The sequence below is a fragment of the Fructobacillus sp. EFB-N1 genome (genome assembly GCF_001038455.1).
Classification (GTDB): Bacteria; Bacillota; Bacilli; order Lactobacillales; family Lactobacillaceae; genus Fructobacillus; species Fructobacillus cardui.
In genome coordinates, this window is sequence record NZ_LDUY01000012.1 from 1 (window position 1) to 14,791 (window position 14,791).

General features: G+C 44.9%; 13 protein-coding genes, 1 tRNA gene and 1 riboswitch. Of the genes, 3 read left to right on the forward strand and 11 right to left on the reverse strand.

What is annotated here, in order from left to right:
• Nucleotides 1–102 precede the first annotated feature (102 nt).
• Nucleotides 103–813 (forward strand): membrane protein, encoded by a 711-nt coding sequence (locus tag FEFB_RS03635; protein ID WP_047974895.1) that lies wholly within the window; start codon nt 103–105, stop codon nt 811–813.
• Between the two features lie 141 nt (nt 814–954).
• On the opposite strand, the gene FEFB_RS03640 is transcribed toward FEFB_RS03635, so the two are convergent.
• The 8 genes from FEFB_RS03640 to FEFB_RS03675 form a co-directional block, all read right to left on the reverse strand.
• Nucleotides 955–1,581, reverse strand: a complete 627-nt coding sequence (locus FEFB_RS03640; protein WP_047974896.1) for a folate family ECF transporter S component — start codon at nt 1,579–1,581, stop codon at nt 955–957.
• A 32-nt stretch (nt 1,582–1,613) separates the two neighbouring features.
• A riboswitch (THF riboswitch) is annotated at nt 1,614–1,708 on the reverse strand.
• Nucleotides 1,709–1,846: 138 nt separating this feature from the next.
• Entirely contained in the window at nt 1,847–3,358 is a 1,512-nt protein-coding gene (locus FEFB_RS03645; protein WP_047974897.1) for a peptide chain release factor 3, read from the reverse strand.
• Between the two features lie 138 nt (nt 3,359–3,496).
• Nucleotides 3,497–4,432, reverse strand: coding sequence for an ABC transporter ATP-binding protein (locus tag FEFB_RS03650; protein WP_047974898.1), 936 nt, complete (start codon nt 4,430–4,432; stop codon nt 3,497–3,499).
• The gene (locus FEFB_RS03655; protein WP_047974899.1) at nt 4,432–5,484 is read right to left on the reverse strand and encodes an ABC transporter ATP-binding protein; all 1,053 of its coding nucleotides are present in this window, start codon (nt 5,482–5,484) and stop codon (nt 4,432–4,434) included. The genes FEFB_RS03650 and FEFB_RS03655 overlap by 1 nt, the downstream gene beginning before the upstream one ends.
• Before the next feature lie 10 nt (nt 5,485–5,494).
• The gene (locus FEFB_RS03660) at nt 5,495–6,520 is read right to left on the reverse strand and encodes an ABC transporter permease (protein WP_047974900.1); all 1,026 of its coding nucleotides are present in this window, start codon (nt 6,518–6,520) and stop codon (nt 5,495–5,497) included.
• Between the two features lie 9 nt (nt 6,521–6,529).
• A complete protein-coding gene (locus FEFB_RS03665) occupies nt 6,530–7,447 on the reverse strand; it encodes an ABC transporter permease (RefSeq protein WP_047974901.1) in 918 nt (305 codons plus the stop codon).
• Between the two features lie 199 nt (nt 7,448–7,646).
• Nucleotides 7,647–9,287 carry a peptide ABC transporter substrate-binding protein gene (locus FEFB_RS03670; protein WP_047974902.1) on the reverse strand — a complete coding sequence of 547 codons (1,641 nt, stop codon included), beginning with the start codon at nt 9,285–9,287 and terminating at the stop codon, nt 7,647–7,649.
• 225 nt (nt 9,288–9,512) lie between these two features.
• Nucleotides 9,513–11,069 (reverse strand): ABC-F family ATP-binding cassette domain-containing protein, encoded by a 1,557-nt coding sequence (locus tag FEFB_RS03675; RefSeq protein ID WP_047974944.1) that lies wholly within the window; start codon nt 11,067–11,069, stop codon nt 9,513–9,515.
• 137 nt (nt 11,070–11,206) lie between these two features.
• On the opposite strand from FEFB_RS03675, the gene FEFB_RS03680 reads away from it, so the two are divergent.
• Both FEFB_RS03680 and FEFB_RS03685 read left to right on the forward strand, forming a co-directional pair.
• Nucleotides 11,207–11,536 (forward strand): lactoylglutathione lyase, encoded by a 330-nt coding sequence (locus FEFB_RS03680; protein ID WP_047974903.1) that lies wholly within the window; start codon nt 11,207–11,209, stop codon nt 11,534–11,536.
• Nucleotides 11,537–11,655: 119 nt separating this feature from the next.
• Nucleotides 11,656–11,728 (forward strand) — tRNA-Lys (locus tag FEFB_RS03685).
• A 133-nt stretch (nt 11,729–11,861) separates the two neighbouring features.
• Here FEFB_RS03685 and FEFB_RS09160 read toward each other — a convergent pair.
• The 3 genes from FEFB_RS09160 to FEFB_RS03695 all read right to left on the reverse strand — a co-directional run bounded on the left by FEFB_RS09160 (nt 11,862) and on the right by FEFB_RS03695 (nt 14,770).
• Nucleotides 11,862–12,356: a peptidoglycan amidohydrolase family protein gene (locus tag FEFB_RS09160; protein ID WP_369795904.1), complete on the reverse strand. Its 495-nt coding sequence runs from the start codon at nt 12,354–12,356 to the stop codon at nt 11,862–11,864.
• Nucleotides 12,331–12,492 (reverse strand): pentapeptide repeat-containing protein, encoded by a 162-nt coding sequence (locus FEFB_RS09165; RefSeq protein WP_369795905.1) that lies wholly within the window; start codon nt 12,490–12,492, stop codon nt 12,331–12,333. Before FEFB_RS09165 ends, FEFB_RS09160 begins: the two co-directional genes overlap by 26 nt.
• Nucleotides 12,493–13,774: 1,282 nt before the next feature.
• On the reverse strand, nt 13,775–14,770 hold the full coding sequence (locus FEFB_RS03695) for an NAD(P)/FAD-dependent oxidoreductase (protein ID WP_047974904.1): 996 nt from the start codon (nt 14,768–14,770) through the stop codon (nt 13,775–13,777).
• Between the last annotated feature and the right edge of the window lie 21 nt (nt 14,771–14,791).

Here is a 14,791-nt window from a genome sequence, read left to right on the forward strand (position 1 = left end):
ACCAGACGCCACTAGAAGTTTTTCGGAGTTGTTCGAATTAAACTTGTAATCTGCCTAATGAAAATAATGTGATTTTTATCTTTTGGAAAGGCGGATGCAGCTATGTACCACCGTGATGGACGATATTTTGAATTAAGTTGGCGGCAGGTTTACTTTTATTTTTTGCTCTCACTAACGCTCGATGCCCTTGGAAATGGGCTTTCCGTGGCAACAAACCTCGGTTCTGCTCCGTGGACTGCCGGTGCAGCCAACTTGGCCCACGTTACCGGGGTACCGATTTCGATTTACCTGGCAGCAACGACCGTTTTGGTTGCCGTTGCAAATATCTTTTTGGCCAAAAAGTTTGTTTTCAAGCGTTTCCTCGGCAATATCACCTTCGGCCTTCTTTTTTCCTTTTTAGCCGGCTTTTTCAATACTATTTTTGTTCAGATGGGTGTTCAGACAGTTTCACTGTGGCTCCGCATCCCACTCGATCTTTTTGGTGTTGCCGTCGTTGGAGTCGCCATTTCGGTTTACCAGCGGGTTAACTTCATCCTTCATCCGATTGATGATATGACCAACATCCTACGCTTCTCCTACTTCCGTGGTTCCGCTCCCAAAGCACAAATTTCCAACTTTATTTTTGCCATTGGTATTTCACTAGCTTGTTGGGCCTATTCGGGTAGTATCGTTTCCATTAACATCGGAACGGCCGTTTCCTTCTTCTTGCAGGGACAAATTATCGCCTGGTCCGACAACCTAGTCTTCCCTCACCTTGTCCACGGCAATATGGATTTAACCCACAAGGATATCCCAGTCCAAAACAAGGATTAAAAATCAGTTTCAAACACAAAAAGGCACCCACGTTCGAAATCGAACGCGAGTGCCTTTTCAGTTTACTGGCAAAAAACATCATAAAAAGTTGCTTTACACCGTGAGCCAATCCCGCTTTCGAATTGGGATCAACCTGATTTTTTATGGTTTTGTTTGAATAGAATCAGCTTGCGCCGTTTGTTTCCTCTGTGACGGAAAGAATTGTTGACCAATTTGAGTTACAATGCGGTTATTCAAAACCAAATAAGTTAGAACCAACTGGATTGGGAAGAAAATCAATTGCTTTGGCAACCGTGCTGACAACATGGCCGAAAAGACCGACCATGAATGTTGTGGTGAATACATGACCATCAAGGCGAAGGTATTCACTAAAAAGTTAACCACAAAGGTAATCAGCAAAACGGCCACCAGGATTTTACCCCAGTGAACGGTCTTTGTCAGCGGCTGTTGGTAGAAGAACCCGCCATAAATAATTCCAGCTAACACAACGCCAAAGGCCATAATTGGCGACCAGGCGCCATGGGCAACAAAAAAGGTCACATTAACGAAGTCGAGTAAGACCATCACCAGCATCGTCCAGATTGGACCGAAGAACCGCCCCATCAGAGACGATGCCAAAAAGACAAAGGAAATCTTGATGGTTGGTGTCAGCATGACCGAAAACTTACCGATAACCAACGACAGGGCCATTAAGACCGCTAGCAAAACGAGCTGCTGGATCGACAAAGAAGACAGCCCCCATTTCTTGAAAACTGTGTGCTTGTTCATATTCTTGAACCTCCTAAAGGAGCGTTCACCGGGTTGGTGAATGCGAAACCCGTACCGCACATAAATGTTTCGTCAGTGGCTCACATTCCGTTTCCACTGCACTTAACGCACGGGTTCCTACCCCATATTTATTTTTTGCCAACTATCGTTTCGTTCAAAGATATTTAAATTTAAATAAAACGAACATTTGACGGTATCTATTATATCACGTTCGTTTATTTCAAGCCAAAGAAAAACGCCACCATCGCGATGGCGGCATTTTTACTTACATCTTTGCTTCTAATTGAACGTCTGGATACTTATCCTTAAACCAGTTCAATGCAAAATTATTTTCAAATAAGAAGACGGGACGGTCGTAGCGATCCTTGACTAGCAAGTTCCGCGATGAAGCCATCTTTTCGTCCACTTGGTCTGGGTTAATCCAGCGGGCAACCTTTGAACCAATCGGCTCAAATTGAATTTCAACGTTATATTCATTTTCCATTCGGAACTTGAATACTTCGAATTGCAACTGTCCAACAGCACCAAGAATATACTCGCTTGAGTTCCATGACTTGTACAGCTGAATGGTTCCTTCTTGGACCAGTTGGGTAATGCCCTTGTGATATGACTTTTGCTTCATCACATCCTTGGCAATGACCTTGTTAAAGTACTCAGGGGTAAAGGTTGGCAAATCAGGGAAACGCACAGCCTTCTTACCAGAGAAAATCGTATCACCGATTTGGAAGTTCCCGGTATCATAGACACCGATAATATCGCCTGGAACGGCTCCCTGAACGTTTTCACGCTCTTCCGCCATGAACTGGGTCACATTGGCCAAACGAAGCTTCTTGCCCATTCTTTCCAGCATAACGTCCATGCCTCGTTCAAAGACACCAGATACAATTCGCACAAAGGCAATCCGGTCACGGTGACGAGGATCCATGTTAGCCTGAATCTTAAAGACAAAACCAGTAAATTCAGGATTGTCTGGTTCAATCACCTGGTTATCAACTGTTGTTACCGGCGCGGGCATTGGCGCGTAAGTCAGGTATTCCCGCAAAAATTCGGTCACACCGAAGTTGGCTAAGGCGGAGCCAAAGAAGACCGGCGTTAACTTACCCGTAGCAACGGCCTCTTCGTCAAATTGGTTCCCAGCATCTTCCAACAATTCGACTTCATCCAATCCCTCTTGGCGAACTTCTGGATGGTCGGCTGCATTTTTAAAGGGAATCATTTCCTTTTGCTTCAAGTCATAGATTCCCTGCAAAATCTGTCCAGAGCCAATTGGCCAGTTCATTGGGTATGCTTGGATCCCAAGGATACTTTCCAATTCGTCCACCAAATCCAATGGCGACCGGGCATCACGATCAATCTTGTTAAAGAAGGTAAAGACGGGAATGCCACGTTTTGAAACGATTTCAAACAGCTTCTTAGTTTGCGGCTCAATTCCCTTGGCAGCATCAACAACCATGACAACCGAATCAACGGCCATCAGTGTTCGATAGGTGTCTTCCGAAAAATCTTCGTGCCCCGGCGTATCCAAAATGTTAATGCGCTTGCCTTCATAGTCAAACTGCAGGACAGAAGAGGTAACAGAAATACCACGCTGTTGCTCAATGGCCATCCAGTCCGATGAAGCCATCTTCTTGGCCCCACGACCCTTGACCGTTCCGGCTTCACGAATAACGCCACCATGGAGGAGTAATTGTTCCGTTAAGGTTGTTTTTCCCGCATCGGGATGGGAAATAATGGCGAATGTCCGCCGATTTTCTAATTCTTGTTCAAAGTTTTCCATAATAAACTTATTTTACATGAAAAAAGCGCTCAGGGCTAGGGCTGAGCGCAGAAACATCTGCTTTCAGTTCATCCTGAAACGCTTTTTTAATTTAAACTATTTAGGTTAGAAAATAGTAGGTACGTAAAGTGGTCTGATTTACTTTTGTTCTGCCTTGTATTGCTCAGCTTCCGCTGGTGTTGCCAAGACAAAGTGACCAGGTTCAACCTCAACCATCTTCCGTTCCTGTCCATCCTTTTCGAAGCTGGCATCGTATGGCTTAATCACACGCTGCTTTTCAACGATTGGGTCAGGTTCAGGCACAGCCGAAAGTAAGCTCTTGGTATATGGGTGCAATGGATGGTTATAAACTTCATCTGCAGTGCCCAATTCAACCAACTTTCCCCAGTGCATCACACCAATTCGGTCAGAGATGTACTTGACCATGGCCAAATCGTGGGCAATAAAGAGGTAAGTCAATTTGTTTTGCTTTTGCAAATCAGCCAACAAGTTGACAACCTGAGCCTGAACAGAAACGTCCAAAGCTGAGATGGGTTCATCGGCAATGATAAACTTTGGCTGAACAGCCAACGCACGGGCAATTCCGATTCGTTGCTTCTGTCCACCAGAGAATTCGTGTGGGTATCGTGAGGCGTGGTCCTTGTTCAAGCCAACCAGCTTCAACAATTCCAATACCTTCGCTTCGCGTTCGGCACGCTTCTTGCTGTAACCAACCTGGTCAAGACCTTCGCCAATGATATCTTCAACCCGCAAACGGCCGTTCAATGAGGCCTGTGGGTCCTGGAAAATCATTTGCGCTTGCTTACGAAAGTCCTTCATTCCCTGCTTTTTCAACTGGCCCAAATCTTGACCATCAAAAGTAATGGTTCCTGAATCTTGGTCATACAGCTTCAGAATCGTCCGACCAATGGTCGTCTTTCCTGAACCTGACTCCCCCACCAAACCAAAGGTTTCTCCTTCATAAATATCAAAGGAAATCTCATCAATTGCCTTAGTGGCGTTGCTCTTACCAGCGTTAAAAGTCAGGTTCAAGTCCTTAATTTCAACTAATTTCTTTGCATCTGGATTTTGCATTACTTGGCCCCCTCATTTTCTAAGGTCTGCCAAAATGCTTGGCGACGCTGAATCTCAAGTGGTGGTGTTACCTTTGGTGCCCGATCATCTAAGAGCCATGTGGCTGCAAAATGAGTTGGTGACACTTCAAAGAGTGGTGGCTGCTTTTCATGATCGATTGCCAAACCATAGACGTTTCGATCCGCAAAAGCATCACCCTTTGGTGGGTAAAGCAAGTCAGTTGGCGTACCAGGAATGGCTTGCAAGGTACCGGACTCTGTCTTTGTTGATGGCATTGACCCCAACAACCCCCATGTATATGGGTGTTGTGGATTATAGAAGACTTCGTTCACCAGACCGGTTTCAACAATCTTACCGGCATACATAACAGCCACTCGATCGGCGATTCCAGCTACGACACCCAAATCGTGGGTGATAAAGATAATCGCCGTGTTGTTCTTCTTTTGCAACTTCTTCAAGACCTGCAATATTTGGGCCTGAATCGTCACATCCAAAGCAGTCGTTGGTTCATCGGCAATCAAAACCTTTGGATCAGCGGCCAATGCAATGGCAATAACGGCACGCTGACGCATACCACCAGACCATTGGTGAGGATAATCATTGATATGTTCCTCAGCGTTTGGAATCCCAACATCCTTCATTAGTTGCAAGGCCTTCGCTAGTGCTTCGGCCTTTTCAACTTCGTGATGCTTCATGATTGGTTCCGCAATTTGGTTACCAATCTTCATCGTTGGGTCTAATGATGTCATCGGATCCTGGAAGACCATGGCGACTTCAGAGCCACGATAACCTTCCCATTCTTTTTCAGACAACTTGGCCAAATTCTTACCGTTGTAGAGAATTTGACTTTCTTCACCTAATTCAGCGTTTCCGGCATTTAGACCGAGGAGGGTCTTTGTCGTCACTGATTTACCAGAACCAGATTCCCCAACAATGGCCAGGGTTTCGCCAGCATTTAAGTCAAAATCAACGCCTCGAATCGCCTGGATTTTTCCAGCATAGGTGTTAAAGTCCACGCGGAGGTCTTTTACTTGTAAAATTGGTGCTACCATGAAGGCCTCCTTATTCATCCGCCATCTTTGGATCAAAGGCATCACGCAAGCCATCACCCAAGAGGATGAAGGCCAAGGATACCAAGACCAAGACGATTGATGGAATCAAAATTTGATATGGGTAGTATTGCAACATGTTCTGTCCATCAGTAATCAACGTTCCCAGTGAGGCAGTTGGTGCCTTGACACCCAAGTTGATGGCTGACAAAACAGCTTCGAACATAATAGCTGCTGGAATCGTCATCATGATTTGCACGATGATTGTTCCAGACATGTTTGGTACCAAGTGCTTCAAGGCAATCTTTGGACCCGATTCGCCCAAGGTCTTGGCAGCCAAGACGAAGTCACGTTCTTTGTAAGTCAGAGTTAAGTTACGAACCTGACGAGCCATTCCGGTCCAACTAGTCAAAGCGATGGCCAAAATAATTGACCAAATACTTGAACCAAAGAGCATCGCCAAGAGGGTCACAACAACTAAGTTTGGAATGGCTGAAATCACTTCAATGACACGTTGCATGGTAGTATCAACCCAACCACCAAGCCAACCAGATACCAGACCATAACTAACACCAATCAAAAGGTCAATGGCAGTCGCGACAATGGCAATAAAGAGCGAAATTCTCAAACCAACTGTCACACGCTTAGCTACTGAACGACCAAGGTTATCTGTTCCCAAAAGGTAGTTTTGATCAACACCATTCTTTTCATAAACATCCGTGGCATCAACTGACCCAGGGGTTGTCGTCTTCCCATCCCAGCCGGGAATTGGTAAACCAGATTTTGGTGGCAAGTTCTTATATTTAGAACCAGCATTAGTATTAAAGTCGTTAGCAGAATTTTGACTAACTACCGGCACTGAAATCAAAGCATAGAGCATGACCAAGACCAAGAAAATTAAACTAACAACTGCTAATTTATTCTTACGAAGACGGCACCAAACGCTTTGCCAAGTTGACAAGGCAGGCTTCACGATGTTTTCGCTGGCCGACTTATCTTCAATCCCAACGAGGGAAAATTCATTTTGTACTTCTTCCATGTTCTCCCCCTACTTCAACCGAACTCGTGGATCAACAATTGCCGTCAAAATATCGGTAATCAAGATACAAATCATCAACATCGCAGCATAAACGATAGTGGTTCCCATAATAACCGGATAATCCTTTGTTGGAATTGAAGAAACGAACTGTTGCCCAATTCCCGGAATTGAAAAGATGTTTTCAACCAAAGTTGACCCAGTCAATAGGTTGGCAACCATCGGACCGATTAACGTTAAAATCGGAATCATTGAATTTCGGTAAGCGTGCTTACGGATTAACTGTGTTCCAGTCAAACCCTTTGCCCGGGCTAGTTGGATATAATCCGAATGCAAAACATCAATCATTTCAGAACGGACAAATCGTGTAGTCGTTGCTGCGGGACCAACGGCCAAAGCCAACGTTGGCAGAATTGTTTCGGAGAAGCTATCGCCCCAACCAGAAACTGGCAACCATCCAAGGTCGTAGCCGAAGACGTAAAGCAAAACGATGGCCAAGATGAAGGAAGGAACCGAGATTCCCAAAGTGGAAATAATTCCCAAGAAACCATCCATCTTCTTATTTTGGTTTTTAGCGGAAACCGCCCCGAACCAAAGGCCAAGCAAGATTCCAACAACCAAGGCTTGTAAACCAAGTTGCGCGGAAACTGGTAACCGTTGACCAATCAACATTGAAACTGATTGGTTCTGGTACTGATAGGACGTTCCAAGATCACCATGCAACAAATTGATTAGGTAATCAAAGTACTGAACAACGACAGGCTTATCCAACCCATATGTTTCGTTCAATTGAGCAATTGCCGACGCCGACAAGTGCGGATTATTGTAGGGCGTTCCTGGCAAAATCTGCATTAAGAAGAAAGTGGCCGTGACCACAATCCATAATGTGACTACCAGGATTAACACTCGTTTTAAAATGTATTTGGCCATGAAAATGACTCTCCTAATGCTTTGAAAAGTGACTAATAAATGATGAAAACTAAATTCGAGGAGCTGTTTTAGAAAAACACCATTCACACCAAAGGCAGGCCACTCGGGAAACTATCCACGTAATCCTCGGACGCCTCTCTCTATGACCTGCCTAGTACTATTCACCACTGTGGTAAATAGAATAAAATTTTATTGAATTTTACTTCCGATAAGCGTTCGTCAAATCGAGCGTCAAACCGGCTGGGCTTGTAACAACACCCTTAACATTGGAACGGGTCAAGTATGCACCCTTCCATGAGTAAAGTGGGTTGATGTTAGCACTGTTCTTCAAAGCTGCTTCAGCTGCCTTCCAGTCAGCGTCACGTGCAGATGGATTGTTAGCATCTGTGCTTTCAGCCTTTGTCACAGCGTCGATGTAGTCTTGGTTCTTGAACTGACCATTGTTCATACCAGTATCAGTTGCCTTGAACATGTCGTAGAAGGTTGAACCGTCTTGGTAATCACCGTTCCAGTTTGAAACAACGATATCGAAGTTACCATTTTGTGAATCTTGCAAGCGTTGCTTGAATGGGACAATCTTTTCAGTAACAGAAATTTGGTCACCGAACGTTGATTCCCAAGCCTGCTTCAAGTAATCAACTGTATTCTTTGAAACTGGAACGTCAGCATCGGTTTCAAGAGTAACGTTCATCTTACCCTTGTTAACTTCCTTGATTCCTTCTGCAAAGAGTTGCTTTGCCTTGTCCTTGTCATAAGAATAACCAGGAGCAACATAAGTTGACAAATCTTCACCATTAGCAGCCTTAACCAAGTTATTTGAAACGAGACTCTTAGCAGCATCACGAGATCCACCAGTTGCTTGGGAAGCCAATTCCTTACGGTTGGTTGCCAAGTTCAAAGCTTCGCGAATCTTTTCATTTTGCAAGTAAGGGTTCTTTGCTTGGTTGTACTCCAAGTAAGTTGAAGCAGCAACAGAAACTGTCTTCATATCCTTATTGTTCTTGTTAGCAGCGTACATTTCAGGCGAACCGGTAATAGAAGCGCGGTCAAGCTTACCTTCCTTGTACAACTTAATGGCTGTTTCAGGATTCTTGATAACTTGCCAGTTAATCGTCTTTGTCTTGACGTTCTTGGCGTTCCAATAGTCATCGTTCTTAACAATCTTGAACTTATTGTTCGTTCCGTTCCAGCCTTCCAACTTGTAAGGACCAGAATAAATTTGGTTTGCAGCAGTTGTTCCATACTTAGAACCCTTTTCCTTCACGAAGGATTCCTTCTGCGGTGCAAACTGAGTAAAGCTCAAAAGATACTTAAATTGCGGCATTGGCTTTTCCAAAGTGAAAGTCAAAGTATTGCCATCTGCTTTAACACCTAAATCAGAAACTGGCTTCTTGCCAGCAACGATGTCATCAGCATTCTTCACACCTGATGTCAGATATGAATACTGTGAGGCAGTCTTTGGATCAGCGATTCGCTGCCAAGTATAAACAAAGTCCTTAGCAGTCAAAGCAGAACCATCAGACCATTTCAAACCTGAACGTAACTGAACGGTATAAGTCAAACCGTCTGATGAGACGCTGTATGACTTAGCCAAATCAGGAGCTGGATCCCCCTTTGAGTTCACACGCAACAAGTTTGATTCCGTGTTTCCCAAAATCGTGTTTGAATACTGATCAGTACTCTTTGAAATATCCAACGTTTGAATTTCAGCTCCTAAACCGTAATTCAATGCTGATTTATCGTCTGAGGGACTTGTGCCCCACCAGCCAGCAGCTCGAGATCCCCCAACTGCGGCCAAAACAACGACTGCCGCAACAGTCCATTTCTGCCATCGTTTCATGATGCTTCCTCCTCGGTACAACTTAATGTTTGTTTAATCTTATCAGACAAACACACCGTTTTCAAATAATTTTTTAATAAAAACGATAATTTCGTTGCTTCGAGGCTTAGTTTACCGCTCAAAATGCTCATTTTGACGGGATTTGTTATTTTTCCTAACATCAAAAAAGGATGATTTTGTTAACAAAATCATCCTTTTGGTCTTTATTATTCACTTTTAACCGACTTATTCCGGATTTTCCTTGTAAGACAAAGCAGCCACGTTTAATGTTTGATCCGCTAAATCCTTCGTAAAGGAAACCTCGTGGGAAACAATAATGGCATTACCTGGGAACGCCTTAATCGCCTTATACAAAGCTTGTTTCGTTTCTTCATCCAAGTGGTTCGTTGGTTCATCAAGAATCAAGAAGTTCGAAGGCTTCATTTCCATAATAGCGAGCTTAACCTTCGTCTGTTCCCCTCCGGAAAGCTGGAACAACGGCTTTTGCGCATTTTCAGCATTAATGCCGGCTCCTGCTAATCGTTGTCGCAATTCCTTTGGCAAAATCGTTGGGAATAAGTCCTGCATCGCCTGTAATGGCGTTTGCTGGTCGTTATCCCAGTCCAAGTCCTGGTCAAAGTAATTAACTACGGCTGATGGTGAAAATTCCACCTGACCGCCAAGAGAGGGAATTTCGCCCAAAATTGACTTAATCAACGTCGACTTTCCTGCCCCGTTGAAACCAGCAAAGACAATCTTCTTTTCCGTTGTCAACGAGAATGACACGGGTTCCAAAATTGCCTGTTCATACCCAACTGACAAATCAGTCACCGTCAAAGCGGCCGCCGACTGGGAATTGACGTATGGGAAGTTAAACTTAGCCTTCAGGTTTTCTGAAGGTGGATCAACCTTATCCATCCGGGCCAGCATCTTTTCACGAGACTTCGCCTGCTTTGAAGTTGAAGCTCGGGCCTTGTTCTTGGCGATAAACTTCTCAGCCTTGGCAATCTCAACTTGTTGCTTTTCGTACTGACGCATCTGCTGCTCAGAACGTTCTTCCTTTTGGCGCATCGCCTTTTGGAAAGAACCACGATACTTAGTAATCTTACCAAAAGAAACATCAGCAATCGCGTTCGTCACCTTATCCAAGAAATCAAAATCGTGCGAAATAATCATGGCTGCGCCTTCAAAGCCCTGCAAAAAGCCTTCCAACCATTCGATATGCGAAACATCCAAATAGTTGGTGGGCTCATCAAGGATAATGACATCGTCATTTTCTAAGAGCAACTTGGCCAAGATAACCTTAGCACGCTGACCACCAGACATATGTTCCAGTTCGCGGTCACGACCGATGGCTTCCAAGCCCAAACCGGAAATAACTCGTTCGATTTCCGTATCAACGTCGTAAAAACCAGCAGCATCCAGTTCCTCTTGCAAGCGTCCTGCTCGCTCAAGTAGCTTATCATCGGCAGTAGCGGCGTACTTTTCGTACAATTCCGTTGCGCGATCCTGCTTATCATAGAGGTCCTTGTAAGCTGTATGCAAGAAATCAACCAGAGTCATCCCCTCTGGAATTTCTGCGTACTGGTCCAAGTAGCCAATTTTCAGGTTTTTCGCCCAATCAATTCGACCTGATAGCGGCAAGACTTGCCCCGTCAAAATTCGAATCAAAGTTGACTTACCAGCCCCGTTTTGACCGACAATCCCCATGTGTTCACCGGCTTGCAATTCCAAGTCAGCATCGTCATATAATGTTTTTTCTGCGTAGGCCATCGAGAGCCCACTTACTTCTAATAATGCCATAGGATTTAGTTTACCACACTTTGTCATTGCGAGCATGGCCAAGGCCCCCTCTTTGGGCTATACTGGATAAAAGAACGTGACAAATCATTGTTCCTTGTTATTATAACGCGAACCTATTTCTTGGAGAATCAAAGTAGATGAAAGCTCGTAAACTTAACCATAAAGAAATCCCCGCACAAGACCCCAACCGTGCCTTTCGTTTTTGGCGCGACGTCTTCGACCTCCCTCAAAGTGGCGCTCAAACTGACCGTATCTTAGTTGTTGATCACGACGACCTTACTTTTGTTCAGGGCCAACCGCGAGCTGATTTTGAACTCTTAGTACGTGATCACCTCCCTGAATTAAAAAAACACTTAGCCAATAATTTCGTTGCCATCGAAAAGGAAAAAGAACGTTTTAACAATAAAGTCGCAGTCACAGTCAAGGACTCCGAGGGTAATACCGTGGTGATTGAAGCCAACGCCTGATGTCACATCAACGAACTCACTAAAAAAATTATTGACCATATCCATTTATTTTTGCCAAAAAGCTTGCTCAACTGCCACAACCGTGATATACTATTTTTTGTTGTTTAAGACAACTCCATGGTTAGTTAGCTCAGTTGGTAGAGCAACGGACTCTTAATCCGTGGGTCCAGGGTTCGAGCCCCTGACTGACCACTACAGTAATCCTTGAGGAATTCCTCAAGGATTTTTTTGTGTTTTAAAGATTGTTTACTTAGCCTGATTGTTTAAATCAAGCATCAAAAAAAGCTAATGACGCCATCTCTGGTTTCATTAGCTTTTTAACTGCTTATACCTGTCGGTAAACATAGTATGCCAGGCTACCGCCATTGGCGTTTGCTGTGTAATTATAGGCTGCGTCATAATTCCATTCTTGAACAGCCGTACCCGTTTGACCACCCGTTACGTAGTTAACGGAAATAGCGCGGGCATTTGGATCGTTTGAGACAATAATTTGAACATGACCAGCAGATCCACCTGAGGCACCTTGCTGACCCCAAATAACGATATCACCACGTTGTGCATCCCATGGTGTGTTTGTTGAAATCAGTTGATAACCATTCTGTTCCAAATAACCGTGCAAAGAGTCCGTATTGTACAAGTAAGCGGGCTTTGATGCACCAGCCTCATACAAGGCTTCTGTAATCGCACCAGAACAATCCGCCGTGCCATCGGCACCATTACGCGATCCCGTCATGGAATAAGTCAACTTTCCCTGATGGTCATAGAACCAATTAATCACCTGATCCGTGTTGACCTTATTCGTAGTAGCAGTCGGCTGCACTGCTACACTTGTTGAAGCTGGGGCCTGTGACGTTACTTCTTGAGAAACCGGTGCCTCTGAAACGACAGCCTGTGAGGCAGGTGCTTGGGATGCCACTGCTTGTGAAGCGGGCTCTTGAGAAGCAGCAGCCTGCGATGTAGCTACTTCAGAATTAGTAGCCTGTGAAGTGGCCGCCTGAGAGGTAACTGCTTCTGAATTGGCTGCTTGCGAAGTACCGGCCTGTGAACTAGGTGACTGTGAAGATGTAGCTTGCGCCTGACTCAAAGACTGCGTCTGTGAGTACAAATCGGCTGACTGTGAACCAGCTACTTGAGTGGCATTTTGCTCCATCGCATAGGTCTTATCAGTATTTGCCTGTTGTGCACCAGCACTCGAACCAGAAAGGGACGGTACTTGACTAGCTTGACTTTGGTTGACATTTGCCGTCATTGACTGAGCTGTGGCCTGCGAACTAGTCACCGACAAAGATTGACTCTGAGCAACCGATTGGGCAGCGGCCGTCGTTGCTGCCTGGCTACCCGTTTGACTTCCCTGGCTAATCGCTTGTGAAATGGCCTGTGAATCGGCTGCCACCTGAACAGAATCAGTCGTTGGTGCGCCCTTTTGCATCAACACCAAATTCGGCTGACTCGTTTGACTCTGACTTACCTGCACAGCTCCAGCAGACAGCAAGACACCAGTATTTTTAAGTTTTTGAATCACTTGAGCCTGGTCACCCAAGCGATATCCTGAAATCAACAGCCCTTGGTCATCCAAGCCCAACTGCTGGGCTGCTTGTTCCGTGCTAAGACCATAAGCCTGGGCAATCACACCCAAGGTGTCCCCCCACTGTGTCGCATAGCCATGAATATTTTGTCCTTGACCTTGCTTGGCAATGGCAGCCTTTACCTGGTCAAGCGAATTTGCTTGCCATTGACTGTGTTGGTCAACTTGGGATTGTGCCTGCCCCTGAACTTGATCAGCACTAGCTGTTTGATTTTGATTCAACACGGTCGCCCCAAAAACAGCCCCCGTTGCTGCTAATGTCGTCGCACCGGCTGTAAACATTAATCGGTGCCTAGGGTGATTATCTTGATTATTGTGCATCATGGTTGGTTACCTCCGCTTTCTTAATTGCAATATTTTGAACGTAGCAAACTAAACCGAACGTAATCATTTCGTCCATCTTTTCGATAGTTTTAAAATCAGACTGGATAGCTGACTCCAAAAAATTTAGTTATCCCCAAAGAAAAAAATTAACCCGACTACGTCATAAACCCTCTCCGCTTCTATTTTACAGCATTAGCCTCGAAATTGTTACAGTAGCAGGTCAAAAAAGGCAACCTTGTCAAAATCAAGCAAAAAATTTTGTTTTTGATAACCAAATCGGCAACAGACAAAAAAGCTTCCGCCTCTGTCTTAGTAGCGAAAACTTTCCTTTACAAATTCATTGAAGATGAATGACCAGGACCACCTCGGTCGGGGTCAATGGCAGCAATCGCTGCGTTCACCGCCGCCGGTGCTTGACCAAAGCCAGTGGCAATTAAATCAACATGATTCGGATAAGATGAAGCATCTCCAATGGCAAAGAGAGCCGGTTGCTTCGTTTCCATCTGGTCAGTCACAACGATGCCAGCTGAATCCCAATCAAGGTCAACTTGCCAACCGGTATCGGCTTGTCCCTTTGTTAAGAACCCATACTGAACGAGCAGGTTATCCACAACTAACTCTTCTTGCTGATTTTTATCCTTAACGTGTTGCAGAGCCAATTCTAATCGGCCATCGGCCGTTTTTTGAGCGCTTTTAACCTTTTTGGGTGTTTTTTTAATTACCTTAGTTTTCTCTAAAGCCAATACAGCCTGCTCCAAAGCTCGGAATTGGTCCCGGCGATGAATCAAATAAGTCCTCTTAGCAATCGAATCTAGTTGCTCCGCTAAATCAACTGCCGAGTCACCACCACCAAGAACTGCGACCTCCTGATTTTGATATAGTGAGAGGTCTGGGGCAAAATAAGACAGGCCATGCCCTTCCAGTTCAGCCTCGTTGTCAATTTGCAACCGGCGGGGCTCAAAAGCACCTTTCCCAGTGGCTAAAATCACTGAACGGCCAGTCACGCCTGTTTGCCCGTCATTAATAGCGATTTGCCAGTTATCACCAACACGGACAATATCTGTTACTTTGGCTTCCGTCTGGACATCGACCGGAAACTTAGCCAACTGTTTTTTGAGGCGGTCAATCAATTCGCGACCAGAAACCCCTGGTAACCCCGCAACGTCCCAAATTTTTTTATCGGGATAAAGCGTTTGCACCTGGCCGCCAAGGTCCGTCAACGCTTCTAATAAAAGCACCTTGGTATTGCGCAAGCCAGCATAGAAGGCAGCAAAGAGGCCTACCGGACCACCACCAACAATAATAATATCGTACGTTTTTTCCATTTTGACTCGCTTTCTTCGTGT